Genomic DNA, 25,802 nt, shown 5'->3' on the forward strand with positions numbered 1-25,802 from the left:
ATGTTGGGATATCGAGGTGTTCACCAATGGCATCAACATTTACTGGCCATCGGCTTAACGCTGACGTCAGTGCTTTGGCCTGCTTCCGGCACAGCCACAGAGTCTGCTCGTCTATCACTGTTGCTTCGCCATCTAAACTTAATTGAAGGCCTAGCCGAAGACAGCGCCCGCCTACCCCGTGACGAAACCTCCCGCTACCACTTCGACTACAAACGCCTCCGCAACGACGTGCAACGTATACGCCAAGGCGTCCAGGACCACCTGAGCCCCCAACGTGCACAACCGCGCGATCCCTTGCCGTTGCAGGGAGACTATCGTCAAGACACGGAGGTGGCCCCCATGAGCCTCAGCGCCGATCAGGCGTCAGCCTTCCTGGCCCATGGCGGTTTCACACACGACGCGAGTGCCACGTTGCTGCTAGGCATGGTGTTCGCCGTACTGCTGGTTTGGGGCGTATGGGCATTACGCACAGCCTATGTCGGTTGGGCTGAGCACAAGCTGAGCCAGCGGCAGCTGCTGGGCGTCGCGGTGCGATTTGCCGTGATGTATGTGGTGCTGACCTATTTCCTGCTGTCTTGAGAGAGGTTGTATGAAGCACTTCGATCAAGGTCTCCCCATTGTGTACATGGCAGGTGTGGCTGCGGTGTTGCTGTCACCCACCTGGGCGCTAGGCGGGCTGCCATCACTGGAAGACCCGTCGCGCGGTACCGGGGATAGCATTCTCACGACGCTGCAGAACTACGGCTACGACATCGTAATGCTGGTGGCACTGCTGGTAATTGCCTCCATGTTTATCGGGGTCTGCTACCGCGCCTATACCACCTATTCGGAGATCCACGCAGGACGTAAGACTTGGGGACAGTTTGGCCTGACCGTAGCGGTGGGTGCCCTATTGCTGGTGGTCGGTATCTGGTTACTGACCCAGGCCACCGGAATTCTCTAGGAGACAAACATGCCGAGCGAATCAAGGCAGGATCAAACTCTGACTTTTTTGCCCCATCGACTGAACCGGCAGCCGATCCCCGAGATAGCTGACAACAGCAACACCATGCTCTAAACCTGCGGCACAGGTCAGGCTTTGGCGGACCGGAGTGCATGGAGTCTAACTGGGGATGATCCAGCCTACCTCGCTACCGTCATGAACTGGTTACGCTGGATGTCGATCCTGCCTAGAGCTCCTTGAGTGCCGTCGCGGTGCCTGAGAGGATTTCGTCGGACAGGCCCCCGTCGCCGATTGCTCGCGCCATGGCAAGGGCACCAACCAGTGCGCTGAGTACCAAGCAGGCGCGAAGTCGATCACCAGCGGCGTCCGTACCCGGCGTCAACGCGGCCAGAAGCTCGATGTACTGCTCGACCTGACGTCCATAGGCCGAGCGAGTTCGGTCATCCGCGCGCGAAATGCCCTCAGCCAACCCGGCCACTGCGCATCCGGCTTCAGGATGCGCGCGGTGGGCTGGACTGAGGTAATCGTCGACGATCGCTTCGAGCGCCCGTCTGCCGCCTTGGCCGGACGTAGCCACAGTCCGTGCACTTCCCTGAGCCAAAGCGCGTTCCACCGCGGCACCGACCAGTTCATCTCGAGATTCGAAATGACGGTAGAAGCCGCCGTGCGTCAGGCCGGCTTCCCGCATCAGCTCCGCTACTCCGAAACCGTTAATGCCACTGCGGCGCATTCGAGCCGCAGCGATGTCGACAATTCGATCGTGGCTTGCCGCCTTGTCTGCTTTCGAACTACCCATGAATGGGACACTCCTCCCGATGCAACACTAGTTATATCCTAACGATTTTGGTAACGATCCAGTTCAAGCGAATATACGCCAAGGCTTCGACCCCACTCTTTGGCGCTGCAGTTGCTGTTATCGGGTTTCGGTACTGAGATTGCCGAGGTGATAACCCATGCGTGCCTCGAAATCAAGACCCACTTCGTCGCGCTTTTGCGCGATTCGTGCTCCCCGCTCATGGACAGTCGGCCAAGAGAACGCATTAAGGAAAGCGTCCTGTGTCTGCATCAGGTCCTCCGCGGACGGCAGGGTTCTACGGTTGATCAGCTGCTTCGCCTCGGCGAGCGCAGGTTTGTCGAAGGACGCGATGCGCCTAGCGAGGTTGTCGACGAAGGCGTCAAGCTCGTCATCGGGGAGTGCACGATTCACCCACCCGTAGTTCGCTGCCGTTGCTGCGTCGAAATCGTCGCTGCCGAGAACGATTTCGAGCGCCCTGGCCCGTCCGACGAGGAGTGGCAGGCGCTCGGTTCCGCCACCACCCGGAAAGACGCCTGCCCCGACCTCGATCTGAGCGAAGATCGCGCGCTCCTGGCTGGCAAAACGCATATCACATGCCAGAGCAATCTCAGAACCCCCGCCGCGCGTGCGACCTCGAATCGACGCAATGGTCACGACCGGGGAGATGGTTAACCGTGTCGTGGCATCGACGAATGTTGGCAGACCGGTCGGCCCCGGCGTCAGGGGAAAATCGGCAACCCGGGAGACGTCGTAGTGATTAACGAAGAAGTCCGGGTCAGCACTATCGAACACGACCACCCGCAACGTGTCATCGGACTCGATGAGGCCGACGATCTCCTGCAGCTCTAGGAGGGTCTCCGGATCGCACAGATTGATCGGCGGATTGTTGAAGGTCACTCGCCAGTATCCCGGCGCTGCCTCGGTAATCATGAACTGGGTCAGTGGAGCATTCATTCGAAAGATTCCTTCGTTCTAAGGCGCTGGGCGCCGGAGGTGTCGGGGGCGCAGACCATCTGGTCGCTGACAATGAGGATGATGCTCATCATCCTCATTGTCAAGACGCGACCGCATCGAGGCCACCGGGCAACCGTTACGGGAGTTTGGGGAAGCGGAGCGGCTCAACAGCTCGGCGCTTCGATAGCGTCGATCGAATCGCCCATGCAGATACTCGGCAATCGTTGGGTTAGCGAAACCGGTCGGCATTGCTGCATGAGCGATGAGCGCAGGCACGCAGGAAACCGGAGAGACGACAGCGTTGCCGAGAACCGGGCCGACCTGCCATCGCTTGATAAGGGCGCCATAGAGCGAAAACGTCAGGCCCTGTAGCACAAAGGGTGCTGTTCCGACAGGTGACAAACGCTTGTCTTGGAATGTGTTGTAGATAAACAGAATAAATTCCACGTATCCTGGAGCAGCCCTCGCCAGATGCACTCAAGCCAGCGGCTACATCCGTTGTCACCGCTCGAAGACAGCACCTCAGCTCGAGCTCAGGGTCCTGCAGACAATCCGCATGGTAATTTCGAAATTATCCATGGTGAGCCCATCGATTGGCGAATGACCCTTTAGCCGCTCATGAGGTTTACACAGCGTCCGATAAAGCCTCCATGCATCCACATCCGGAGACCGCGCTAATACCGTGAGCACCAACTTGTGCCGTAACGCATCAAGCTGCCAGTCCGGAATGCGCTGACCACGATTCCCCAAGCTCAGGGACAGAAGACGTCGAGCCTTAATATCCCGATTGATCTGATCGCGGGATTTGCCTGCCAGTCTGGCGAAGACCAGCAGCGGCAAATTACTCGAAGCTTCAAACGTGGCCAACATTTCGGTCCGTTCACGCTGGGCTTCAGACACGTGAGATTTGTGAGGCTTTTCAGTCTGTATTGGAACGGGCACGACAGGCGATTGGTTGGGCCTCATGGGGCCTTTCTCGCTACCTACCAGCATCGTCGATGAGGTCGCCGCAGCAAAGTTGCTGCTGTAAAGAACGACATTTCCCTTAGAGTTTTCCAGTAAGGGCAGCGAGGCTGCGCCCTCCAAACGAATAGTCAGCGGAGAGCTTGCTGCTTTCGGCTTACCCTGCCCCCAAAGGTCCAATCTATTCGCCCAATCCTGCATCATGGTCCGACGTTGCTCGACGTATTCCGCGTGGTTGTAGGCCGCACTCACCTTGCCTGAATCGGCATGAGAAAGCTGCGCATCAACCCATACCTTGGGGTAGCCAATCTCGTTAAGCGCCGTCGAAATCGTGGCCCTCATCCCATGCCCGGTGAGTTGATCGGCATACCCCATTCGACGCAACGCCCCATTCAAGGTGTTCTCGCTAATGCGCTTGCTTAGGTCTCTCCGGTGCGCTAACAAATAACACTGCGCGGGGACAACTTGACTCAGCATCTCGCGCACGATTTCAAGCGCCTGGACCGACAATGGCACGATGTAAGGCGGTATGTTTGAGGTCTGCTTCCCCGCCCTGCGCATCCCCATCTGAAGCTGTTTCACCACTTCCGGCGGGATGATCCACAACCGCTGCTTTAGATCAAACTGGTCGGGCGTCGACAAGCGCAACTCGCCGGTACGCACCCCCGTTAGCAGCAACAAGCGAAGACCTAGGCGTGTTTGGTTCGCACCACCGTAATCTCGAAGCGCGGCCAGCAATGTAGGCAGCTCGTCCATACGAAGAAAGGGATTATGTGCGACAGGGGGTTTCGGAAGCGCTACCACATCAAGGTCCGACGCAGGATTCTGGTCAAGCCCCTCCACCTTCACCAGGGCATAGCGGACAATTGCTTGAACCAGGTCCGACATTTTTCCGCTGTCGTTAACGCCTTGCGTTGTTCGATTCCGCTCAGGAGGTGCATCAGGTCGTGGCGATTGATGCCGTAGATGGACCGCCTGCCGAGCGTTGGCAGGAGGTCTTTTTTGAAGATTCTCAATATCTGCGAGAGTGTGCTCTGGCGCCCCTCCTTCAGGCTCAGCATGCGGAACTCCACCCACTGATTGAACACGGCCTCGAAGGTATGCTCTGCCGCAAAACGAACAGCACGGCGCTGTTGCTTACGGTGCTCATAGGGATTGATGCCTTGGGCGACCAAGGCTCGCGCCTCGTCACGTCGGGCACGGGCTTCTTTGAGGGAGATTTGTGGGTAACAACCCAAGGACATGCGCTTCTGCTTGCCTGCCCAGTAGTAACGGAAGAGCCAGACTTTGCCGCCTCTGGCCGTCACATTGAGAGTGAGACCATCACTGTCACCGAGGGTGTAGCCATTACCGGTGATTCGGGCATGCCGAACTGTCATTTCTGAGAGTGCCATCGCGAGCTCCTGAACAGAGTCAGGGCCAGATACTCATCTCGCTGCGCAAACTGCTCCAGCAACAAACCGATTCAGGGCATGTCCGGATTCTGGACTTAATCCTGGACTTAAACGCACCGGATAGTACTGGATTTCAGTGGTTCCCGCCGGAACGAAAAAAGGACCCGAAGGTCCTGATTTCAATCACTTACAGAATTCAGTGGAACTCTGCAGCGCAATATTTGGAGCGGGAAACGAGACTCGAACTCGCGACCCCGACCTTGGCAAGGTCGTGCTCTACCAACTGAGCTATTCCCGCTTGGTGATGCGCATTCTATAGAATCCTCAGCACCCGTCAACCCCTTGATTCAAAAAAGTTTTATTTCTTTTCAACGGTGGTGCGCAGATGCGGCCAGGCGGCGCGCAGATATTGGAGCATCGACCACAGGGTCAGGCCCGCTGCGATCAGCAGCAAGGCATAACCCGTGAGGACCCAGAACGAGAAGTCCGACGGGTTGGCCAGCAGGATAACCAGCGCGAGCATTTGCGCGGCGGTTTTCCATTTGCCCATGTTGGACACGGCCACGTGGGCGCGGGCGCCGATTTCAGCCATCCATTCGCGCAGGGCCGAGACGACGATTTCGCGGCCGATGATGACCGCTGCCGGCAGGGTCAGCCACAGGTTGCCGTGTTCCTGCACCAGCAGGACCAAAGCGACGGCCACCATGAGCTTGTCGGCCACCGGGTCGAGGAACGCGCCGAAGGGCGTGCTCTGTTCCAGGCGACGCGCCAGGTAGCCGTCGAGCCAGTCGGTGGCGGCGGCAAAGGCAAACACTGAACTGGAAGCCAGATAACTCCATTCGTACGGCAAATAGAACAACAAAATGAAAATTGGGATGAGCAGGACGCGTAGAACGGTGATCAGATTAGGGATATTCATCGGCACAACTGGCTACGAGGTGGAAAGGCATTCTATTCGCTATGCAGATTCGCATAAATCAGCTCAGCGAGCTTTTTACTGATACCGGGTGCTTTGGCTATCTCGTCAATGCTGGCACGGGACAGCTCCTGCAAGCCACCAAAATGTTTAAGCAAGTCGCGACGCCGCGTCGGGCCAACCCCTGCCACCCCTTCCAGGGTTGAGGTTCGCCGGGTTTTGCCACGGCGGGCGCGGTGGCCGGTAATGGCGAAACGGTGGGCTTCGTCGCGAATCTGTTGAATCAAATGCAACGCGGGTGAGTCGCCCTTCAAAGTGAACTCATGGGCGGCATCATTCAAGTACAACGTCTCGAAACCCGCCTTGCGCGTCGTTCCCTTGGCCACGCCCAACAGGATCAGGTCAGGCACCGCCAGCTCATTGAGCACGTCGCGGGCCATGGACAGCTGGCCCTTGCCGCCGTCGACCAGGAGGATATCCGGCAACTTGCCCTCGCCATCCTTCAACTTACTGAAGCGGCGCGTGAGGGCCTGGTGCATGGCGGCGTAGTCATCGCCGGCAGTGACGCCTTCGATGTTGTAGCGCCGGTAATCGGACTTGATCGGCCCTTCCGGCCCGAACACCACGCAGGATGCCACCGTGGCCTCGCCACTGGAGTGGCTGATGTCGTAGCACTCCAGGCGCTGGGGCGGCTCTTCCAGGTTAAGGACTTCAGCCAGGGCGTCAAAGCGTGCGGCGACGTGCTGTCGGTTGGCCAGGCGCGCGCTCAGGGCTTGCTCGGCGTTAGTCACCGCCAGTTGCTGCCAGCGTGCGCGGGTGCCACGCACGCGGTGGCTGATGTCCAGCTCGCGGCCGCGCAGTTCGTGGATGGCTTCGATCAACGCGGGGAAGTCTTCGTGCACCACATTGACGATCAACTCCGACGGCAGGTCGCGCTCGGGGCTGCTCACGTAGTATTGGCCCAGGAAAGCGGCCATGACTTCGGCGACCTCCTCATCAATACCGGTCTGCGGAAAGAAGTTCTTGCTGCCCAGCACTCGCCCACCGCGCACGCTGATCAGGTGCACACAGGCACCGCCCGGATTGACGAAGGCCGCGATCACGTCGACGTCGCCGGTGCCACCTTCCATGCTTTGCTGGTCCTGGACACGGCGCAGCAGCGAAATCTGGTCGCGCAGCTCGGCGGCCCGTTCGAAATCCAGGGTGCTGGCCGCCTGCTCCATGGCGGTGGAAAGCTCATCGGTGAGGGCATTGCTGCGCCCTTCGAGGAACATCACCGAATGGCGCACATCCTCGGCGTATTCGGCCGGCTCAACCAACCCCACACAGGGCGCCTTGCAGCGCTTGATCTGGTACTGGAGACAGGGCCGGGTGCGGTTCTTATAGAAGCTGTCTTCGCACTGGCGTACAAAAAAGGTTTTTTGCAGCAGGCTCAGGCTTTCCCGAATGGCCCCGGCGCTGGGATAAGGCCCGAAGTACTTGCCCTTCGCCTTCTTCGCCCCACGGTGAATGCTCAGGCGTGGGAAGTTGCCATCGGATAAAAACACATAGGGATAGGATTTATCGTCACGCAGCAGAATGTTGTAGGGCGGCCGCCATTCCTTGATCAGCGTCTGCTCAAGCAGCAGCGCTTCGGTTTCGTTGGCGGTGATGGTGGTTTCGACCTGGGCGATACGCGCCACGAGGGCCGCGGTTTTCGGCGCGAGACCGGTCTTGCGAAAGTAGCTCGCCAGACGATTCTTGAGGTTTTTGGCTTTGCCGACATACAGCAGGCGCGCCTCGCTGTCGAACATGCGGTACACGCCAGGGCGGCCACTGCAGGTTGAGAGAAAGGCACTCGGATCAAACGGTGTGGTCATGTCAGGCGCTGGCGTCCACCATGCCGTGGCGCACCGCGAGCAGGGTCAATTCAACATCACTGCTGATGGCGAGCTTCTCGAAGATGCGATAGCGGTAGGTGTTGACGGTCTTGGGCGACAGGCACAGCTTGTCGGAGATCGTCTGTACCTTCTGGCAACCGACGATCATAAGGGCAATCTGGATTTCCCGCTCCGACAGCGCATCAAACGGCGAGTCGCTGGTGGGCTGGAAGGACTTGATAGCCAATTGCTGGGCGATCTGCGGGCTGATATAGCGCTGGCCGGCAAACACCAGGCGAATGGCCTGGACCATTTCCGCCAGGCCCGCACCTTTGGTGAGGTAGCCGGCAGCGCCAGCCTGCAGCAGGCGTGTCGGAAACGGGTCTTCCTCGCACACAGTCACCACCACGACCTTGATGTCCGGATGGCTGCGCAGCAATTTGGTCGTCGCGCCAAGACCGCCGATGCCAGGCATCTTGACGTCCATCAACACCACATCGGGTTTCAACTCCCGGGCCTTGATCAGGGATTCCTCGCCTGACTCGGCCTGACCGACTACTTGCAGGCCATCGATGTCAGCCAGCATTCGTGTAATGCCTGTACGAACGAGATCATGGTCATCGACTACTAGCACCCTAATCAAGCAGACACCTCGCGAAATGGTCTTATAGGTTGCTGAACACCTTAGCAAAAAACCAAGGCACAGACCTAATAGCACGCGTCATATAGAGAGAGATTGATTGGGCGACAGCCATCCGCCGGGCGGCGGATGGCTCAATTTGCTGGGCGAAGGGTCAGGAATCCTGGGGCTGGGGCTTGGGTTTTCCATTCATCGCAATCGAATGCTCGGCCAACGTCGAGGTCAGGCGACGGATCGCAGCCTGGTCTTCCTTGAACATTGCGCGATAGTCCCCGAGGACTTTCTCTTCAATCTGGCTCAGATTCTCCAATTGAATCGGCGTGGCTGCACCGGTCAACACGTAAAGTACATCCACGCCTCTTTGGGCGACACGAGACAGGTAATCCGCTTTAGGCGCACGCCCTCCACTTTCATATTTACCTTGTGCGTTGGCTTCAACGCCGCCGATTTCACCAAACACTTTTTGCGACAGGCCAAGCCGCTCCCTTTCTTGCCGTAAACGCGAACCGATTCCACTCATTTGGATGTATGATCCTATTTGGCACACCCCAAGAGGTGACACATTCATATCTTATTAAACAAACTTGAACGGTTTTGAACTATGCCCGGAATCCGTACCGCTGCACAAGCCAAGGCCTGGCTGGAACATCAAGGAAAGTCAGTTCAAGCGTTCGCCCGTGAACATGGCGTAGATCCGGCAACCACCTATCAAGTGCTCGCTGGGCGCAAAAAGGGACGGCGTGGGGAAGCCCATAAGGTAGCGGTCCTTTTGGGCATGAAAGAAGGGATCATCCTTGCTGAGACGGGAGACCTGAACAACGATCAGGAAGTCGGCGCCTGAGGCCAGTATGCGCTTATAAGGAGTGGGTGCACGTTTTAGCTTGAGCGACAAACACGCTCCATACGCCAGAAGCAGTCTTCTTCACCTACGATGCTGAGCCCCATGCGCTGATAGAGCCTCCTGGCCGGGTTGGTCTTGAATACGGTCAAACGCAACAGTCCCAACGTTTGCGCCTTGAGCGCCATCTGCTCCAACACCCAGCCACCCGCGCCCAACCCGCGATACGCCTCGAGCAGATGCAACTCGCGAATATAGAGGGCCCGGCTGTCGCGGCTCAGGCTGATAAAACCCAAGACCCTGTCGTCCCGGCAAATCAGCCAGTTTTCCCGACCGGCCCAGGCAGTATCAAAGCCGTCGTTGGACCACCACAATCCGTACTGCACGTAGTAGCGGGCCATGGCCTCGTGGGTCAACTTCCGCGCAAAGGGAAGGTCCTGGTCCGTTGCAGCGCGCATGTGAAAAGCCATTAGAGAGCCATCACGTGGCTGACCCATCCCCCGCCATCGCGACGGGCAATCAGCAACGCATCCCCCACGCCAGGTACAGCAGCAAGCAAACGGCCATTGGCGGCCCAGATCGCACTGCGACCGGCGCAGGCCCAGCCACCCGACGGGCCGCCATGATTGGCCATCAACACCAGCAGGCCATGTTCAACGGCATAGCCTTGGAGCAGTGCACTGTCCGTGGCGTAGCCGCCCTCACTGATCAACACCCCGGCGGCATACACCGTGGCGCCCGCTCGCGCCGCGGCACGGGGATGGCTGGCGTGGGAAAAGTCTGCGCACACCGCCAGCGCAATCCGCTCATCCCCACGTTCAAGGACCGCACCGCCCTGCCCTGGGACAAACACAGCCTCTTCGCCGGCATGCAGATGCTGCTTGGTGTAGACCGCCAGGGAGCCATCCGCTCCCAGCACCAACGCACCGATCAGCACGCCCGCCTCTGGCGTCAGTCGGATCGGCATCCCCACCACCGCCGTCAGTCGCAGCTCACGCGCCATCTCGCGCAGGGGCGCCAGCACCTTATCCCCCGGCGCAATCGCCAATTCAGCGGCCAGCGACGGCTCATACCCCGTCAACGACAACTCGGGGAACACCAGTAATTGCACACCCTGTTCCGCCGCCGCGCGCATAAATGCGAGGTGCCGTTCAATATTGGCCGGGACATCGCCCGCGATGGAAATGGATTGAGCAGCAGCAAGAGTGAAGGCAGTCATGGTCGCGTCCAAGCAATCAGTATCAAAGTGCAAACAGCATATCGGCACTCCCCCCATAGCCGTAAGTCCCCCACTGCAATAGAAATTACTGATTGAATCTGCCTGCGTGCCTCGAGTAAGCTCCCCCATACATTTGGAGACACACCATGTTGCAACTCACCCACACTCAGGTTTGCCCTGCTGCCAGCGCCCAGCGCTCGGTGTCGGCTACCCGTGTGAACGGTTCGAGCGCACTGGTCAGCTTTTATTTTGGGTATTGGTTTAGCCACTGGCGCGCCTGATACCTGAAATCGGCGCCCACTTACCAAGGGGTCGCCTACCAGAGAAATCTAACCCCCGGTCGGCTCCCCGACCGGGGGTTTTGTTTTTTCAGGTCTCCATAAACTTTTCAACTTGATCAAGAACACTTAGAGGAATCACGACATGAACTACGCCACCTATTACCGCTACGACATGTGCACTGCATGGCGATTTAGCCAGCTCCGCTCGGGACAGCCTGCCGCCTCCGATCGGTCACCTATCGGTGGCAAACCAACACACGTCGCCGATACGGCGAATTGTCGAACAACCCAGTAGGCCGAGCGCGCGGGAATAGCCCGCCGCTTGCCCAGGAAACCTTGAATATGAACTCCTCCGTCGCCGCTCTGCCCCTCTCTGCCTTGAACAGTGCCAATGAAGCCCTGACCCAGCGCCTGCCCAGCTCGCTTGAGCTCAAGCACCAGCTGCCCCTCAGCCCGTTCCTCAACGAACAGATCCACGCCCACCGCCAAGCCGTGCGCGCCATCCTCAATGGCGAAGATTCACGCTTGCTGGTCATTGTCGGTCCGTGCTCGATCCATGACCCGGAATCGGCCATGGAATACGCCCGCAACCTGAAGAAGCTGGCCCTCGACGTCGGCGACCAGATGCTGCTGGTGATCCGCGCCTACGTCGAAAAACCCCGCACGACGATCGGCTGGAAAGGCCTGGCCTACGACCCTCGCCTGGATGGCAGCGATGACATGGCCGCCGGCCTGACCCTGTCCCGCGAGCTGATGCGCGAAATGCTGCGCCTGGGCCTGCCGGTCGCCACCGAGTTGCTGCAACCCATGGCCGCCGGCTACTTCGATGACCTGCTCAGTTGGGTGGCGATTGGCGCGCGTACCACCGAGTCGCAGATCCACCGCGAGATGGCCAGCGGCCTGGGCATGCCCGTGGGCTTCAAGAACGGCACCGATGGCGGCGTCGCGATTGCCTGTGACGCCATGCGCTCGGCGTCTCACCCGCACCGCCACTTCGGCGTCGACAGCCAAGGCCATCCGGCGATCATCCAGACCCCGGGCAACCCCGACACCCACCTGGTGCTGCGCGGCGGGCATCACGGGCCGAACTACGATGTGCAGAGCGTGGCGCGGGTAAGACACGACCTGGCCAAGTCCAAGGTCACCCCGCGGATCATGGTCGATTGCAGCCATGCCAACAGCAACAAGGACCCGCTGCGCCAACCGGCCGTGTTCAACGATGTGTTGGAGCAGCGCTTGCAGGGTGATACCTCGCTGATCGGCATGATGCTCGAAAGCCATTTGTTCGAAGGCTGCCAACCATTGAGCCCGCCGATGAAATACGGGGTGTCGGTGACCGATGGCTGCCTGGGCTGGACCGCCACCGAGCAGTTGCTGCGTGCGGCTGCCGAGCGCCTGCGCGCTTAAGGCTGATGGATCGAGGCGCTGCTGCCGCAGGTACAGCGCCTCATGAGAACCTGCGGCACACAGGCCATTCGTGACGTGCAGGCAAGAGTCCTTTTCGGCGTCGACGGTGTTTCCGACGCAACGACGAGGGGATACTCAACGCCATTGCCTACGGCCCTATTGGAGTTACCGATGTCTACCCTCACGCCAAAAGTCCCTGCCTTCGGCCTCGGCACCTTTCGCCTGCAAGGCCAGGTGGTGATCGATTCCGTCAGCACCGGCCTGGAACTGGGCTACCGTGTCATCGACACCGCGCAGATCTACGAGAATGAAGCGGACGTTGGCCGAGCCATCGCCGACAGCGGCATCCCGCGGGACGAGCTGTTTATCACCAGCAAGATCTGGATCGCCAACTTCGCTGAAGGCCAATTGATCCCAAGCCTCAAGGAAAGCCTGCGCAAGCTCAAGACCGATTACCTGGACCTGACCCTGATCCACTGGCCATCGCCAGAGAACCAGGTGCCCGTCACCGAATTCATGGGGCAGTTGCTGGAAGCCAAACGCCTGGGCCTGACGCGCCAGATCGGCATTTCCAACTTCACCATCGCCCTGATGAAGCAGGCCATCGCAGCCGTGGGTGCCGAGCACATCGCCACCAACCAGATCGAATTGCACCCTTATCTGCAAAACCGGCAGGTTGTGGATTTCGCAACCGCCAACGGTATCCAGATCACCTCGTACATGACCCTGGCCTACGGTGAAGTACTCAAGGATCCGGTGATCCAGCAGATTGCCGAGCGCCATCAGGCCACAGCGGCGCAGGTGACCCTGGCCTGGGCCATGCAATCAGGTTATGCGGTCATCCCGTCCTCAACCAAGCGTGCCAACCTGCAAAGCAACCTCAAGGCCCTGCAACTGACCTTGAGCGCTGCTGACATGGCGCACATTGACGGGCTGGAACGGGGCCAGCGCTTGACCAGCCCCAAGGGCATCGCGCCGAAGTGGGACTAAACCCCGGCCACCGGTGTGCGGGATAACTCGCGCAGCCATGGCAACACCCGCAGGCCGGCAGTGGCCTCGGGTGGGTCGATGATGTCCATGAAGTGTTCGAGATTGACGTTGTCCGGCACGCCGGGCAGCCGCACCAGCACCGCCGGCGTTACGCCAGGGTGTGCCCCCACATCCAGGTGATCGTAGACCAATACATGGCGCACCTGGGGCTGGGGCCCACAGGCCTGGGCCGTCAGCCCCGCATTGATGATCAGCACGTCGAAGGGTTCGGCCGGGATGGCCGTGAGTATCTGGACTTCCTCGAAGGTTTGTACCGGCACGATCCGGTGGTACCCCAACTGATTGAGCATTTTTTCGATATACAACCGTTGCAGGTGTTGTTCATCGGCAATCAGGATGGTCAGTGCTTTGTTCGGCATGGCAAACCCCTGGGCAGGCAGCGCTCGTCAGTGAGCGAGGCCCATTTTCCAGACATATCCCGAAGACAAAATCAGGCATGTTCCCCCTTCTTGTAGGAGTTCTCCCAAATCAACCGAATGGCCAGCTCCCGCAGTCAAGCCTGATTGCCATACCGGCTCAAGCTGTGATGCAACTGTTCGATGGCCGAAGCTACCGCCTCTACCGCAGCGTCCGATGCATCGTTGTCATGCCGCTCACACACGCTCTCCAATGTCTCGCAGCACGTGATCAACACCTGAGCCTTGACCATGCGCGCGCCCCCTTTAACGCGGTGAGCCAAGTCATGGAGCTTGGCGAAATCAGCCGGCGATTTCAGGGACGGCAACAGCGCACGGTCCTCCTCGAGGCTATTGAGCAACGGCGTCAGCAGCTCGTTGAGAGCATCCTTATCACCCTGCGTCAGCATGATCAGTGAACTTAAATCAAACTCCACTTCCACTTCATCCGTTAGCGCGCCAGCGGTCCGTGATGCCAAGGCCAGGCGCAAGTCCTCAAGCCCGGTCGGCTTGAACAGGCAACCGTCCATGCCTGCTTGCCGGCAGCGTTCGGCTTCCTGCGGCAAGGCATTGGCGGTGAACCCGAGGATCAGGCACGGCGCCAGCCCACGCTGGCGTTCCTGTGCACGAATATCACGCGCCAACGCGTAACCGTCCTTGAAGGGCATATTGCAATCGGTGATCACACCGTCAAAATGCCCGGCCTGCCACAGTGAAAATCCTTGGGCGCCGTCCTCGGCCAAGGTGATACGATGCCCCAGGAAACTCAGCTGTCGAGCCAGCAACAAGCGGTTGGCCGGGTAGTCATCCACCACCAGGATATTCAACCCGCGCGCTGGCGGAACGTGGGGGACCGGTACATTGGCAGGCACGGCCGAGGTCAGCGCCAGCGTCAACGTCACATCCACCCGCGTGCCCTTGCCCAGCACACTGCTCAAGTGCAATTGACCGCCCATCATCTCGCACAGGTTGCGACTGATCACCAACCCCAGGCCCGATCCGCTTCGCGCCGGCTGTTCGTTGTTGCTGCCCTGGATAAAGGGGTTGAACAAGCGCTGCTGATCTTCGGCACTGATGCCAATACCCGTGTCCTCCACCCACAACCGCAGGTGCAACTGGTCGTCGGTCAATACCGGTGCACCCTGGGCGCCCAGGCGCACCTGGCCGGAGGCGGTGAACTTGATCGCGTTACCCAACACATTGGACACCACCTGCTTGAAGCGCAACGGGTCAACCAGCACCGGCCGGTCGATCAACGGGTCGAGTTCCACCTGCAGCACCAGGCCCTTGTCCCGCGCCAGCCCCTCGAACACCCGCGCCACTGAGGCCAGCAGTTCGTGCAGATTGTCCGGTTCCAGGCTCAGGGACAGGTGGCCGGATTCGATTCGCGCAATGTCGAGAATATCGCCGATCAACTCCAGCATGCTCCGGGACGCCACCGACGCAACCTCCAGCGCATCGCGGTCAGCCACCCCCTGCTCGGCGTTTTTCAGGGCCAGTTCGATCATGCCGATCACGGCATTCATAGGGGTACGGATCTCATGGCTCATGGTCGCCAGGAAGGTGGTCTTGGCACGGTTTGCGGCGTCGGCCTCCTCCTTGGCTTCCTGCAACTGCCCCAGCAAGCGCTGGCGCTCGCTGACATCCACCCAACCGGCGATCATGCCCACCACGCTGCCATTGCTGTCACGGTACGGGAGCATCCATTGGTAGATGGTCAACACCTCGCCGCCGGGCACCTTGAGCACGCGGTCATGAACCTGCGGCTCGCCCAACGCCATCAAACGCAAATAGTCGGCATGGAACGACTGGGCCTGGGGCGGGTTCCCCGTGTCGGTTTCCACCACGGTCTTACCGATGACGTCTTCCAACTTGAAGCCGAACACATCGAGGTAGGCATTGTTGCAGGCCATCAGGCGCCCCAGGCGATCGCGCACATAGATCGGGTGCGGCGTGCCGTCGATCAACACACTCATGAACCGCATCTGGTCGCTCAACGCACGCTCGGCCTGGGTGCGCTTGCGAATCAGGCTGCGCAGGTAGAACACCCATCCCAGGGTGACCAGCAGCAGCAGCGCGGCCAAGCCAAACCCCTGGAGGATGATGTTGCGGTGGCGTATCCAGTAGTTGTCTTCGATGATGATCTCGCTGCGCCAATGGTTGGTCAGCTCGTCCATTTCTTCTGGAGTAATGCTCAATAACGCCTTGTCGAGGATCGAGTACAGCTCCAGTTGGCTGCGGTTGACCCCAAAGGCAATGCGTGCAGGCTCACTCCCGACAGTGCTGGTGATGCGCAGCCGCTTGCGGTAATTGCGGGCGATCATGTAGCGCGCGCTCATCAGTGAAACCGCAGTCGCATCGACACTGCCGTTGACCACCAATTCCATGGCCTGCTCCGGGTTCTCCACGTCGACAAACCCGATGCCTGGGTAGTCCCGGCTGATTTGCCCGGCCAGGCTGTTGCCGCGAATAAGCGCCATGCGTTTGCCAGGCATATCTTCCAGGGTCACCAGATGCTCGTCGTGGGTGCGCACCACCAATACATAGGGACTGGACAGATAAGGGCGAGTAAAGCGGATCTTTTCGGACCGCTCGACACTGGGGGTGACGACCGCCAGCATGTCCACGCGACCGGCACTGGCCTGTTCAATTTGCCGCGGCAGCGAACTGCCCCGTTCCACATCAAACCTCAAGCCTGTACGCAGACTGATACGCGAGAGGACCTCGGAGCTCAATCCCTCGAATTGCTCTTGTTCGTTGAAAAAAGACAACGGCACGAATTTATCGAGCACCGCCACTTTCACCCGCGGGTGCTTCTCCAGCCAGCGCTGTTCACTTGCGCTCAAGCGCAGTTGCTCCGCCTCCAGGAACCCGCTGCCGCCGGCACTCCAACGGCGCAGGATTTCCATCTGCTGGTTGGCCGGAACGGCGGCCAGTGCGCTATTGATGATGCCCAACAGGCGGGTATTGTCCTTGGCGAATGCGAACCCGAAAGGGTTGACCTCCAATGCGGAGAAATCCGCCATGCGCACGTTATTAAGGTGGTTCTTGTTGATCAGGTAGCGGGTGCTGATGGCGTCACCCAGGTACACATCCGCCTGGCCGAACGCAACGGCGCCAATGGCTTCGAAGGTCGAGGCAAACAAGAGCAATTGCGCATCGGGGTAAAAGGCCTGGACGGCCTCGGGCTGCATGTAGTGGTAGAGCATCGCCATGCGCTTGCCGGCAAGGTCAGCCTTCAGCGCCTGGTTTTCTCCCGCACGCGTCACCAGCGCGGGTTGGTCATTGGCGTAGGATCGGGACAGCACCAGCTCCGGGTCGGCCGCCTCGAACCCGTTGGCCGATCCCACAAAATCCACGGCCCCGGTCTTCAGGGCTTCGATCACCTCATCACGGGTGTCGTAGCGCTTCACGTCGATGGTGATATTCAGCGCCTGGGCAACCAGTGCCGCAAAATCGGCCGTGATGCCCTCGAGCTCCTCATTGTTGCTCAAGTCAAAGGGCGCGTAGTCGGGGGCCGACACCCCCATCAGGAGCGTGCGGCGCTCGCGTAGCCAGCGCCAGTCGGCTTCGTCCAACACCACCGAGGGATTTTCAAGAGTGGAGTGACCCAGCAGTTTCAGATCGTGGGATTCCTCCAAGGCCATCACCGCCCAGGGCAACAGCCCCATCAGCAGGATGGCCGCGCGTTTCACCCGCCGGGAGGTGAGCATTTCAGATCAGATGATTGCGCTGGGCGAACTTGGACAGATGCACCACCGACGACATACGCAACTTCTCCTTGAGCCGCGTCTTGTACGTACTGATAGTCTTGTGGCTCAACAGCATATCCTCGGCAATATCCTTGTTGCCCAGGCCCAGGGCCAGCTTCTGCAGCACGGTCAATTCGCGATCGGATAACGCCTCCACCAACTCCTGCTCGGTCGATTGCAGGTCGTCGCGACGCACCGAACTGGTGGGCAGGCTGGGGAAGCAACTGTAGCCGGACCTGATCGCCCTGATCGCCTTTTGCAGCTCATCCAGTTCACCGGTCTTGGCAACAAAACCCATCGCTCCGGCGCGCATGCAGCGAGTGGAAAAAAACACCGCCAGATACGAGGTCAGCACCAGGATCCGGCAGGGCAACTCCAGCGCCTTGATCCGGCTGATCACCTCCAACCCACCGAGCTTGGGCATCGCCAGGTCGAGAATGACCAGGTCCGGACGTTCTTCGCGAGCAATCTGCATGGCATCAGCGCCATTACCCGCTTCGTAGATAGTATCGAAACCTTCCTGCCTCAACAGATACTTCACGGTAGCGCGTATAAAAGGGTGATCATCCACGATTAAAGCTTTGTTGCTCATAAGACTCCCCTGGGAAGATCAGTACGCTTACATATCACGCGAGACCCCACTACCTGTGAAAAGTAACAGTTCCGACAAGCGGCACTGATTACTCAGTCAAACACCTCAGGCAGTACAGGCCCCTCCTTTTGAAAAACACAGTAAACATGTGAAGCCACGCCTTGATTCCTGAACAGGCGCAAGCGCGCAACCTTAGCAACCGCGTGTTTTTGCCAATGAAGGGATAATCTCGACTAAATGTAGGACTTTTCCTCAGAACTCTCCAAAGCTACTCGGTGGTGCTGGGGCTCCAGAAGGCCTGCACCACCAGGGTCGACCTGGAAATTCGCGCCACCAGGGCGTCCAACTCGTCACCGTCTACCGAGGTCACCGCCAGTGTGGCTTCGATTTCAACTTCCTCAGTGCCGAACGGCCGCACATCGACATCGCTGGCCGGGTAGTTACAGCGCGCCAGTTCGGCTTCCAGCAACGCCAATACCGCGGTTTGCTGGGTGCGCCGGGCAATCACATAGAGGATGTTGGTGACCTCCGCCGACACCACATCCAGCGGTTGGCGGTTGATGTTATTGACGATGGGCCGCAGCAGCGTATTGGCCGCCAGCACAAACAGCGTGCCTAACAACGCTTCGAGGACCAGGTCGGCACCGGCGCACGCCCCCACCGCTGCCGACGCCCAGAGCGTGGCGGCGGTGTTGAGACCGCGCACATTGCCTTCTTCGCGCATGATCACGCCGGCCCCCAGAAAGCCGATGCCCGACACCACATACGCCACCACCCGCACGGCGCCTTCCGCACCGCCGAGGCGGTTGGCCATGTCGACGAAAATCGCCGCACCCACCGCCACCAGTACGTTGGTGCGCAGGCCCGCCGTGCGTTGGCGGTACTGGCGCTCGAAGCCGATCAGGCCACCGAGGATAAACGCGGCGGTGAGGCTGACCAGGGTATCGACCAGGGAGTTGAGGTTGATGTTGTCGATTGCTTGCATGGGAAACCGTCCCTGTTCACTGCCAGCCAAACTTACGGATGTAGTAGCCCTTCACCGCCTGGGTCAGCGCCATATACGCCAGCAGGATCACCGGCAGGAACACAAAGTACAGCGACGGCAGCGCCTGCAATTTGAAGTAATGCGCCAGCGGCCCCATCGGCAGGAAGATCCCCACGGCCATGATCACCGCGGTCATCACCATCAACGGCATCGCCGCGCGGCTTTGCAGGAACGGGATTTTCGGGGTGCGGATCATGTGCACGATCAGCGTCTGGGTCAGCAGCCCCACCACGAACCAGCCGGACTGGAACAGCGTCTGGTGGTCAGGGGTGTTGGCATCGAACACATACCACATGAGTGCGAACGTGGTGATGTCGAAAATCGAACTGATCGGCCCGAAAAACAGCATGAACCGCCCCACGTCCCCCGGCTGCCAGCGTTGTGGTTTGGCGAGCATGTCCTCGTCGACGTTATCGAACGGGATCGCGATCTGCGAGATGTCATACAGCAGGTTTTGCACCAGCAGGTGCATCGGCAGCATCGGCAGGAACGGGATAAACGCACTGGCCACCAGCACCGAGAACACGTTGCCGAAGTTGGAGCTGGCGGTCATCTTGATGTACTTGAGCATATTGGCGAAGGTGCGCCGACCCTCCAGCACGCCCTCCTCCAGGATCATCAGGCTCTTTTCCAGCAGGATGATGTCGGCGGCTTCCTTGGCGATATCCACCGCGCTGTCCACAGAGATACCAATGTCTGCTGTACGCAGCGCCGGTGCATCGTTGATGCCGTCGCCCATAAAGCCCACCACATGCCCGTTGGCCTTGAGCAGGCGCACGATGCGTTCCTTGTGGCTGGGCGTCAGGCGGGCGAACACATTGGTGGTTTCCACGGCCTTGGCCAACTGGGCGTCGGTCATGTCCTCGATGTCGTTGCCCATCAACAGGCCTTGTTGCTCCAGGCCCACTTCACGGCAGATCTTGGCGGTGACCAGCTCGTTATCGCCGGTCAGCACTTTGACCGCCACACCATGGGCTTTCAGCGCCTTGAGAGCGGGCGCAGTGCTTTCCTTGGGCGGGTCGAGAAATGCGACGTAGCCGATCAGCGTGAGGTTGTTTTCATCCGCCAGGCTGTAAGTGTCGCGCCCCGGGGCCATCGGTTGCGCAGCCACGGCCACCACCCGCAGGCCTTCTTCGTTGAACGCGGCAGTGACCTGGCGAATGCGCGCCAGCAGGTCGTCGGTCAGCGCTTCGTTGACCTCGCCATGGCGCACGCTGTTGCACACCGAGAGGATCTCCTCCACCGCACCTTTGCAGATCAGCAGATGCGGCCGGCCCTGTTCGGCCACCACCACCGACATGCGGCGGCGGTTGAAGTCGAACGGGATTTCATCCACCTTCTGGAACGCGGTGCCGACCTTCAGTTCGCGATGCACCTCCACGTGCTCGAGCACCGCCACGTCCAGCAGGTTTTTCAGGCCGGTCTGGTAGTAGCTGTTGAGGTAAGCCATCTCCAGCACGTCGTCGGACTCCTCGCCCCACACGTCCACATGACGCGCCAGGAAAATCCGGTCCTGGGTCAGGGTGCCGGTCTTGTCGGTGCACAGCACATCCATCGCGCCAAAGTTCTGGATCGCATCCAGGCGCTTGACGATGACCTTCTTGCGCGACAGGAACACCGCGCCCTTGGCCAGGGTGGACGTGACGATCATCGGCAGCATTTCCGGGGTCAGGCCCACGGCAATCGACAGCGCGAACAGCAGCGCTTCGGTCCAGTCACCCTTGGTGAAACCGTTGATGAACAACACCAGCGGCGCCATCACGAACATAAAGCGGATCAACAGCCAGCTGACCTTGTTGACGCCGTGCTGGAACGAGGTGGTCGCACGGTCGGTGGCGGTCACGCGTTGGGCCAGCGCACCGAAATAGGTGCTATTGCCGGTGGTCAGAATCACCGCCGTCGCGGCGCCGGACACCACGTTGGTGCCCATGAACAGGATGTTCTCCAGGTCCAGCGGGTTGCGGGTGTTGGTGTCGTGCTGCTGGGCGAACTTCTCCACCGGCATCGATTCCCCGGTCATCGCCGCCTGGCTGACGAACAGGTCCTTGGCGCTGAGCACGCGGCAGTCGGCGGGGATCATGTCACCGGCCGAGAGCACGATCAGGTCGCCTGGTACCAACTGCTTGATGGGCAATTCAATGCGCTTGGCATCATCCCGGCGCAGCACCGTGGCGGTGTTGCTCACCATGGCTTTCAACGCATCGGCTGCCTTGTTGGACTTGGCCTCCTGCCAGAACCGCAGCAGCGTCGAGAGCACCACCATGGAGAAAATCACCGTGGCGGCCTTCATGTCTTCGGTCAGCCAGGAGATCACCGCCAGCAAGGTCAGCAGCAGGTTGAACGGGTTCTTGTAGCAATGCCACAGGTGCACCCACCACGGCAGCGGCTGCTCGTGCTCGACTTCATTGAGGCCGTATTGCACGCGCAGGGCGTCGGCTTCCAGGCTGCTCAAGCCCTCGGCATGGCTGCCCAACGTACCGAGCAATTGCACGGCACTGCTGTTGGCCGCGACCACCAGGGTTTGCGCCAGGGTGGGCGGCACTTCGCGGCTGACGCTGGCATCGGTGACGGTTTCGAGCATCGCCAGGCGGCGGAAATGCCGGGCGATATGCCGGGTCCGCAGGAAGCCGGCGAAGAACTCTTTCAACAGAGTGAGGTTCATGGTGTGTTACTCCTGCGCGAGGAAAAAACCTTCGTGCAGGTACTGCCTGTCCCACCGCGCCCGCTTCATAGGCACAGTCAGCCCGGCCCGCCTGCCGTAAAAGGCAGGCGCGTCCGTAGCATCCCGAGGTTAACCGGGTGCTGGTCAGCGTCGATGAGAGGGATCGCACAGGGGCCAGGACTGGCCGCTGTCGGGATGCCGCTTCTCGCTAGGTGGCGAGACAACGGCATCGAAAAAATGCGCGTTATCTTGCCAAGTATGTGCCGGTTACCGAGACCGGCCGACAACTGTCACTCGAACAAGTACCCACTGAGGGTCTCCGCTATTGATGAAAACGCGCGAAGCTTACGCCCCGATTTAAGGAGAGTAAACCGTAGGAAAGTTTCCATATGGTGAATAAGAGGATTCTTCAGGGAGGGTTCAGGAACCCCCATCCTGAAGCCGCCGATGCTTGAATGTGAGGTGGCAGGTTCGCCAAATCCCGTAGCAGCTGCCGAGCGCAAGCGAGGCTGCGTCAGCGGTTCGTCTGACACACCGCGAACGCAGCCTCGCTTGCGCTCGGCAGCTGCTACGTACGAGGTGGTGGGCCAGGTTTTTGCGAAATTAATCGTCCCGCGTCAGCACTTCCAACAACTCAATCTCAAAGCGCAGATTGCTGTTGGGCTTGATATGCGCGCCCATCGACCGTTCGCCATAGGCAAGGTGCGCCGGCACAAACAACCTGCGCACCCCGCCGACCTGCATGCCCATCAAACCCTGGTCCCAGCCCTTGATCACCCGCCCGGTGCCGATCACACACTGGAACGGCTTGCCCCGCTCCCAGGACGAATCGAAGACCGTACCGTCTTCCAGGGTGCCGGTGTATTGAGTGGTGATCAGTGCGCCCTTGACCACGGCTTTGCCGGTGCCTGGTCGGGTGTCGGTGATCTGGAGTTCGTCGGGGCTCATGGGGTTCTCGTTGAAGGCGTAAAGGCTGGGGTTTTCCCAGAATCGGTGGGGTTTGGCAAGTGTAGGAACAGTCGCAGCTGTGACATTACACTTTAACTTGCAGGACGTTTCCGAGAGAATCCCAAGCGCTTGCGCCGCTCAAGCGAGGGAGCTTGCTTCCGTTGGGCTGCGCAGCGACCCCGTTGCTTTAGTACTGCCCCCCACAAAAATCCCGTAGATATAGCGTCGGCCCGACTTGAACACGCCATAAGCCGATACAGAGTGCTCGCTTGTGCTTACTTACGCAGAGAGCTCACGCAGCGCTGCCGTCGCCAAAAAACCTGACCGCGATGCATAGCGATGATCCTTTTGCACACGCTCGTCAATCCGCTGCAAGAGGTGTTCCGGCAGAGAGGCATTGAACCGCACTGATTTCCCCAGATAAGGCGTGAGGTCAAAGTCGACTATCGCCCAGACACCACCGGCAAAATCCGGATTACCCAAATGGGCATCAACCTCCAGCGCCTGAGGAAGCTGTTCCTGATCGGCAACCAGGCCTTCGAGGTGCAGAGCCAATGCCTCACGTACATTGTCCAGCGCTTCGGAAAAAGACCCGCCCGCCGAGAAACACCCCGGCACATCAGGGACGGTCACGCTGTAATCCGAATCAGCATCTTTGTGTACTACCACTGGGAATTTCATTGTTCCTCCTCTGACCGAGCCCGTGGGAGCTCGCCCAATTCATCCAGCAGGCAATTATTTGAGACCGGCTGATTTGAAAATACTGTGCAGAGTGCCCTTGGCAATCTCTGACTTGGGATGAGGGACGGTGACTCTTCCCCGCTTCATGGGGTGCTTGAACTGATGATGACTGCCCTTCACTGCCACCTCAAACCAACCATCCGCAACCAGCAGGTCAATCACCTGCTCGACTTCTCATCGCCTCACCCTTGGGTGTGTATATTACACACCACCAAATGGCAATGCGTTTTTTGTACACACGAGACACACCAATAAAAAAACCCGCTCAACCGTCAAGCGGGCTTGTGTGACGTAATGATGACGGTGTCCAAAACCCTTATGCCAGCGCACTAGTGTGAGTTTTTGTGCCCCGATCTTTTGTCGACCGTGCTTTCGGTCATGCACCTGGTGGACTGTTGCTTCAGCTCATCGACCTTTTGGATGGCCTGCTTATAAGCCTGGGCGTAATTGTCGACGATGTGGGTCGCTTCCTCTTTGCTATTGCCGGTACGGGCGGCAACGATGTTGACCACTGCGTCTCTATCCTCCGCCTTCAACGCAGGTTCACCAAAGGCTTTCACACGCTCGAACCATTGTTTCAGCGCGTCGCCCGCTTGAGCAGTACACCGTGCAGGCCACCGCGATCCTTTTACAGTGATTGACCGTCTCAGTCTGGCGAGCCCAACACTCTCTCATCCTCGCGCAAAGACACCAGACCACCTGGTGCATTCGCACCCCACGCCGCGTAATTGCCCTGCACTATCCTGACACCGGGCTGTCGTACTTTCATGCGTCTAAAACCCGGAGAAACCATGACCCAGGATGTCCTTGCCAAAGAAACCAACCGCCGCCAGCTGCAGCAGATCATCTCCGGGCTGTCCGATGGGATCATCCTTGTAGAGGTGGACCAAACGATCCTCTGGGCCAATGAAGCCGCGCTGACCATGCACGGGGTGGATGACGTGGCGGCACTGGGCAGCAATGCCCGGGAATACGCCGAACGCTTCGCCCTGCGCTATCGCAATAATCATCCCTTGCCCCTGGAGAACTACCCCCTCGCCCGCGCGGCGGCAGGCGATGAATTCAGTGACGTGGTAGTGGAGGTCATGCCCACCGCCGACGAAGAAAAAACCTGGGTGCACCGCCTGCGCAGCCTGGTCATCAGCGATTCCCATGGCACGCCTGAATTGCTGGTGCTGATCCTCAGCGACGCCACCGAATGGGCCAGCGCCGAACAGCGCTTCGAAAAAACCTTCAACGCCAACCCGGCGCCGGCGGTGATCTGCCGCCTCAGCGACCTGCGCTATATCAAAGTGAACCAGGGCTTCCTGGAGATGACCGGCTACACCCGCGACCAGGTGATCGGCCGCTCCGTGTATGAGCTGGACGTGCTGGAGCATGCCGAGCGCAGGGAGCTGGCCGTTCAGCGCCTGGGGGAAGGCGCGACCATCCCGCAGATGCAGGCCGAGCTGAAACTGCCCGGAGGCGGCAGCAAACTGGTGATCGTCGCCGGCCAGCCGCTGGACATGAACGAGGAAGACTGCATGCTGTTTTCCTTCACCGACCTGGAGCCACGCCGCAAGGCCGAGATCGCCCTGCGCCAGAGTGAAGAGCGCTTCGCGAAGTCGTTTCGCCTGACCCCGGTGCCCACCTTGGTGTGCAACGCCGCCAACCGGCAGGTGGTGGATATCAACGAAGCATTCATGACCATTACCGGGTACACCAGTGAAGAGCTGATCGGTAAATCCGTCGAAGACATCAACTTTATCGACAGCCAGCAGGCGGCCGCGCAGTTGTTCGCCACCCTGGAGAAAGCCGGCAACCTCGATGGCCAGGACCTCAAGGTGCGCAAGAAAGGCAACGAGGTCATCGACTGCGTGGTCTCGGCGGACACGGTGACCATTCAGGATGTCCCCTGCTACCTGCTGGTGATGATGAACATCACCGAACGCAAGCGCTCGGAACTGGAGTTGGTGGCGGCCATCGAGGAAGTGATGCAGGACGCGTCCTGGTTCAGCCAGACCCTGATCGAGAAACTGGCCAATGCCAAGAGCGTCAACAGTCCCAACCTGCCGAACGTGGCCTTCACCGACCTGACCGCCCGCGAGCGCGACGTACTCGGCCTGATCTGCGAGGGCCTGGCCGACAAGGAGATCGCCTCACGCCTGAAATTGGCGCCCAACACGGTGCGTAACCATGTGGCCACGGTGTACTCGAAACTGGGGGTGCATAGCCGTAGTGCAGCGATTGTCTGGGCCCGTGAACGCGGGCTGTTTGCCGGTGAACTGCGGGTCAAGAAAACCCGATAAAAGTGCAAATGCACTAGTGCGGCTAGTGCGAATTCGCCTTATCCCGCGCAGTCCCAATCCCTAACCTTCAGGGTGTGAGTACAGGGCTTTCAACCTGTGCCGTCGTAAAACGACACCCT

The 25,802-nt window shown here is 59.6% G+C and carries 21 protein-coding genes, 1 tRNA gene and 4 pseudogenes; 7 read left to right on the forward strand and 19 right to left on the reverse strand.

Annotated features, from left to right (window positions below):
• The 3 genes and pseudogenes from Q8X51_RS20205 to Q8X51_RS20215 form a co-directional block, all read left to right on the forward strand.
• Window positions 1-309: pseudogene (locus tag Q8X51_RS20205) on the forward strand (integrative conjugative element protein, RAQPRD family); the annotation flags it as partial.
• Between the two features lie 30 nt (window positions 310-339).
• Entirely contained in the window at window positions 340-579 is a 240-nt protein-coding gene (locus tag Q8X51_RS20210; RefSeq protein WP_065926203.1) for a TIGR03758 family integrating conjugative element protein, read from the forward strand.
• A 46-nt stretch (window positions 580-625) separates the two neighbouring features.
• Window positions 626-943 carry a TIGR03745 family integrating conjugative element membrane protein gene (locus Q8X51_RS20215; RefSeq protein ID WP_256097750.1) on the forward strand — a complete coding sequence of 106 codons (318 nt, stop codon included), beginning with the start codon at window positions 626-628 and terminating at the stop codon, window positions 941-943.
• 226 nt (window positions 944-1,169) lie between these two features.
• Here Q8X51_RS20215 and Q8X51_RS20220 read toward each other — a convergent pair whose 3' ends face one another.
• From Q8X51_RS20220 to Q8X51_RS20255, 8 genes and pseudogenes are all read right to left on the reverse strand, one after another.
• Window positions 1,170-1,739, reverse strand: a complete 570-nt coding sequence (locus Q8X51_RS20220) for a TetR/AcrR family transcriptional regulator (RefSeq protein ID WP_065926205.1) — start codon at window positions 1,737-1,739, stop codon at window positions 1,170-1,172.
• Window positions 1,740-1,856: 117 nt separating this feature from the next.
• Window positions 1,857-2,693 (reverse strand): enoyl-CoA hydratase/isomerase family protein, encoded by an 837-nt coding sequence (locus tag Q8X51_RS20225; protein WP_065926206.1) that lies wholly within the window; start codon window positions 2,691-2,693, stop codon window positions 1,857-1,859.
• A 522-nt stretch (window positions 2,694-3,215) separates the two neighbouring features.
• Window positions 3,216-5,050, reverse strand: a pseudogene (locus Q8X51_RS20230) (tyrosine-type recombinase/integrase).
• Window positions 5,051-5,272: 222 nt separating this feature from the next.
• Window positions 5,273-5,348: transfer RNA gene (locus Q8X51_RS20235), tRNA-Gly, on the reverse strand.
• 60 nt (window positions 5,349-5,408) lie between these two features.
• Window positions 5,409-5,969, reverse strand: a complete 561-nt coding sequence (pgsA, locus tag Q8X51_RS20240; RefSeq protein WP_027603207.1) for a CDP-diacylglycerol--glycerol-3-phosphate 3-phosphatidyltransferase — start codon at window positions 5,967-5,969, stop codon at window positions 5,409-5,411.
• Between the two features lie 32 nt (window positions 5,970-6,001).
• Complete coding sequence (gene uvrC / locus Q8X51_RS20245) at window positions 6,002-7,825, reverse strand: excinuclease ABC subunit UvrC (protein WP_065926219.1); 1,824 nt, start codon at window positions 7,823-7,825, stop codon at window positions 6,002-6,004.
• A 1-nt stretch (window position 7,826) separates the two neighbouring features.
• Window positions 7,827-8,468 carry a response regulator transcription factor GacA gene (gacA, locus tag Q8X51_RS20250; RefSeq protein ID WP_003190387.1) on the reverse strand — a complete coding sequence of 214 codons (642 nt, stop codon included), beginning with the start codon at window positions 8,466-8,468 and terminating at the stop codon, window positions 7,827-7,829.
• Between the two features lie 151 nt (window positions 8,469-8,619).
• Entirely contained in the window at window positions 8,620-8,985 is a 366-nt protein-coding gene (locus Q8X51_RS20255) for a helix-turn-helix domain-containing protein (protein ID WP_065947534.1), read from the reverse strand.
• A gap of 81 nt (window positions 8,986-9,066) precedes the next feature.
• Between Q8X51_RS20255 and Q8X51_RS20260 the strand changes: the two genes are divergently transcribed.
• Window positions 9,067-9,306 carry a DNA-binding protein gene (locus Q8X51_RS20260; protein WP_065947535.1) on the forward strand — a complete coding sequence of 80 codons (240 nt, stop codon included), beginning with the start codon at window positions 9,067-9,069 and terminating at the stop codon, window positions 9,304-9,306.
• A gap of 35 nt (window positions 9,307-9,341) precedes the next feature.
• Here the strand turns inward: Q8X51_RS20260 and Q8X51_RS20265 are convergent, their stop codons facing one another.
• Together Q8X51_RS20265 and Q8X51_RS20270 are read right to left on the reverse strand one after the other, a co-directional pair.
• Entirely contained in the window at window positions 9,342-9,773 is a 432-nt protein-coding gene (locus Q8X51_RS20265) for a GNAT family N-acetyltransferase (RefSeq protein WP_330215199.1), read from the reverse strand.
• A complete protein-coding gene (locus tag Q8X51_RS20270) occupies window positions 9,773-10,522 on the reverse strand; it encodes a carbon-nitrogen hydrolase family protein (RefSeq protein WP_407694638.1) in 750 nt (249 codons plus the stop codon). The genes Q8X51_RS20265 and Q8X51_RS20270 overlap by 1 nt, the downstream gene beginning before the upstream one ends.
• A 623-nt stretch (window positions 10,523-11,145) precedes the next feature.
• On the opposite strand from Q8X51_RS20270, the gene Q8X51_RS20275 reads away from it, so the two are divergent.
• Together Q8X51_RS20275 and dkgB are read left to right on the forward strand one after the other, a co-directional pair.
• Window positions 11,146-12,210: a 3-deoxy-7-phosphoheptulonate synthase gene (locus Q8X51_RS20275; protein ID WP_065926222.1), complete on the forward strand. Its 1,065-nt coding sequence runs from the start codon at window positions 11,146-11,148 to the stop codon at window positions 12,208-12,210.
• A 171-nt stretch (window positions 12,211-12,381) separates the two neighbouring features.
• Window positions 12,382-13,200, forward strand: coding sequence for a 2,5-didehydrogluconate reductase DkgB (gene dkgB, locus Q8X51_RS20280; RefSeq protein WP_065947537.1), 819 nt, complete (start codon window positions 12,382-12,384; stop codon window positions 13,198-13,200).
• Here dkgB and Q8X51_RS20285 read toward each other — a convergent pair.
• The 9 genes and pseudogenes from Q8X51_RS20285 to Q8X51_RS20325 all read right to left on the reverse strand — a co-directional run.
• Window positions 13,197-13,619: a chemotaxis protein CheY gene (locus Q8X51_RS20285; RefSeq protein WP_065926224.1), complete on the reverse strand. Its 423-nt coding sequence runs from the start codon at window positions 13,617-13,619 to the stop codon at window positions 13,197-13,199. The genes dkgB and Q8X51_RS20285 overlap by 4 nt on opposite strands.
• Before the next feature lie 134 nt (window positions 13,620-13,753).
• Window positions 13,754-17,368 (reverse strand): transporter substrate-binding domain-containing protein, encoded by a 3,615-nt coding sequence (locus tag Q8X51_RS20290; protein WP_407694639.1) that lies wholly within the window; start codon window positions 17,366-17,368, stop codon window positions 13,754-13,756.
• Between the two features lies 1 nt (window position 17,369).
• A complete protein-coding gene (locus Q8X51_RS20295; RefSeq protein WP_027603197.1) occupies window positions 17,370-17,999 on the reverse strand; it encodes a response regulator transcription factor in 630 nt (209 codons plus the stop codon).
• 268 nt (window positions 18,000-18,267) lie between these two features.
• Entirely contained in the window at window positions 18,268-18,984 is a 717-nt protein-coding gene (locus tag Q8X51_RS20300; protein ID WP_065926226.1) for an MgtC/SapB family protein, read from the reverse strand.
• A gap of 16 nt (window positions 18,985-19,000) precedes the next feature.
• Window positions 19,001-21,706, reverse strand: a complete 2,706-nt coding sequence (gene mgtA / locus Q8X51_RS20305; RefSeq protein WP_407694640.1) for a magnesium-translocating P-type ATPase — start codon at window positions 21,704-21,706, stop codon at window positions 19,001-19,003.
• A 603-nt stretch (window positions 21,707-22,309) separates the two neighbouring features.
• A complete protein-coding gene (locus Q8X51_RS20310; protein WP_065926228.1) occupies window positions 22,310-22,654 on the reverse strand; it encodes an FKBP-type peptidyl-prolyl cis-trans isomerase in 345 nt (114 codons plus the stop codon).
• A 279-nt stretch (window positions 22,655-22,933) separates the two neighbouring features.
• Window positions 22,934-23,335, reverse strand: coding sequence for a type II toxin-antitoxin system HicB family antitoxin (locus Q8X51_RS20315; protein WP_065947540.1), 402 nt, complete (start codon window positions 23,333-23,335; stop codon window positions 22,934-22,936).
• 54 nt (window positions 23,336-23,389) lie between these two features.
• A pseudogene (locus tag Q8X51_RS20320) lies at window positions 23,390-23,573 on the reverse strand (type II toxin-antitoxin system HicA family toxin).
• A 190-nt stretch (window positions 23,574-23,763) separates the two neighbouring features.
• Window positions 23,764-23,991, reverse strand: a pseudogene (locus tag Q8X51_RS20325) (hypothetical protein); the annotation flags it as partial.
• Window positions 23,992-24,186: 195 nt separating this feature from the next.
• Here Q8X51_RS20325 and Q8X51_RS20330 point away from each other — a divergent pair.
• Complete coding sequence (locus Q8X51_RS20330) at window positions 24,187-25,683, forward strand: PAS domain S-box protein (RefSeq protein WP_407694641.1); 1,497 nt, start codon at window positions 24,187-24,189, stop codon at window positions 25,681-25,683.
• Window positions 25,684-25,802 lie beyond the last annotated feature (119 nt).

It is taken from the genome of Pseudomonas sp. Yb2C2, assembly GCF_052112325.1.
GTDB classification, from domain to species: Bacteria; Pseudomonadota; Gammaproteobacteria; order Pseudomonadales; family Pseudomonadaceae; genus Aquipseudomonas; species Aquipseudomonas marginalis.

Bases quoted from the DNA above. Each gene is read 5' to 3' on its own strand.
- Q8X51_RS20210 (WP_065926203.1), top strand. From the start codon at position 340: ATGAGCCTCAGCGCCGATCAGGCGTCAGCCTTCCTGGCCCATGGCGGT.
- Q8X51_RS20215 (WP_256097750.1), top strand. From the start codon at position 626: ATGGCAGGTGTGGCTGCGGTGTTGCTGTCACCCACCTGGGCGCTAGGC.
- Q8X51_RS20220 (WP_065926205.1), bottom strand. From the start codon at position 1,739: ATGGGTAGTTCGAAAGCAGACAAGGCGGCAAGCCACGATCGAATTGTC.
- Q8X51_RS20225 (WP_065926206.1), bottom strand. From the start codon at position 2,693: ATGAATGCTCCACTGACCCAGTTCATGATTACCGAGGCAGCGCCGGGA.
- pgsA (WP_027603207.1), bottom strand. From the start codon at position 5,969: ATGAATATCCCTAATCTGATCACCGTTCTACGCGTCCTGCTCATCCCA.
- uvrC (WP_065926219.1), bottom strand. From the start codon at position 7,825: ATGACCACACCGTTTGATCCGAGTGCCTTTCTCTCAACCTGCAGTGGC.
- Q8X51_RS20255 (WP_065947534.1), bottom strand. From the start codon at position 8,985: ATGAGTGGAATCGGTTCGCGTTTACGGCAAGAAAGGGAGCGGCTTGGC.
- Q8X51_RS20260 (WP_065947535.1), top strand. From the start codon at position 9,067: ATGCCCGGAATCCGTACCGCTGCACAAGCCAAGGCCTGGCTGGAACAT.
- Q8X51_RS20265 (WP_330215199.1), bottom strand. From the start codon at position 9,773: ATGGCTTTTCACATGCGCGCTGCAACGGACCAGGACCTTCCCTTTGCG.
- Q8X51_RS20270 (WP_407694638.1), bottom strand. From the start codon at position 10,522: ATGACTGCCTTCACTCTTGCTGCTGCTCAATCCATTTCCATCGCGGGC.
- Q8X51_RS20275 (WP_065926222.1), top strand. From the start codon at position 11,146: ATGAACTCCTCCGTCGCCGCTCTGCCCCTCTCTGCCTTGAACAGTGCC.
- dkgB (WP_065947537.1), top strand. From the start codon at position 12,382: ATGTCTACCCTCACGCCAAAAGTCCCTGCCTTCGGCCTCGGCACCTTT.
- Q8X51_RS20285 (WP_065926224.1), bottom strand. From the start codon at position 13,619: ATGCCGAACAAAGCACTGACCATCCTGATTGCCGATGAACAACACCTG.
- Q8X51_RS20290 (WP_407694639.1), bottom strand. From the start codon at position 17,368: ATGCTCACCTCCCGGCGGGTGAAACGCGCGGCCATCCTGCTGATGGGG.
- Q8X51_RS20295 (WP_027603197.1), bottom strand. From the start codon at position 17,999: ATGAGCAACAAAGCTTTAATCGTGGATGATCACCCTTTTATACGCGCT.
- Q8X51_RS20300 (WP_065926226.1), bottom strand. From the start codon at position 18,984: ATGCAAGCAATCGACAACATCAACCTCAACTCCCTGGTCGATACCCTG.
- mgtA (WP_407694640.1), bottom strand. From the start codon at position 21,706: ATGAACCTCACTCTGTTGAAAGAGTTCTTCGCCGGCTTCCTGCGGACC.
- Q8X51_RS20310 (WP_065926228.1), bottom strand. From the start codon at position 22,654: ATGAGCCCCGACGAACTCCAGATCACCGACACCCGACCAGGCACCGGC.
- Q8X51_RS20315 (WP_065947540.1), bottom strand. From the start codon at position 23,335: ATGAAATTCCCAGTGGTAGTACACAAAGATGCTGATTCGGATTACAGC.
- Q8X51_RS20330 (WP_407694641.1), top strand. From the start codon at position 24,187: ATGACCCAGGATGTCCTTGCCAAAGAAACCAACCGCCGCCAGCTGCAG.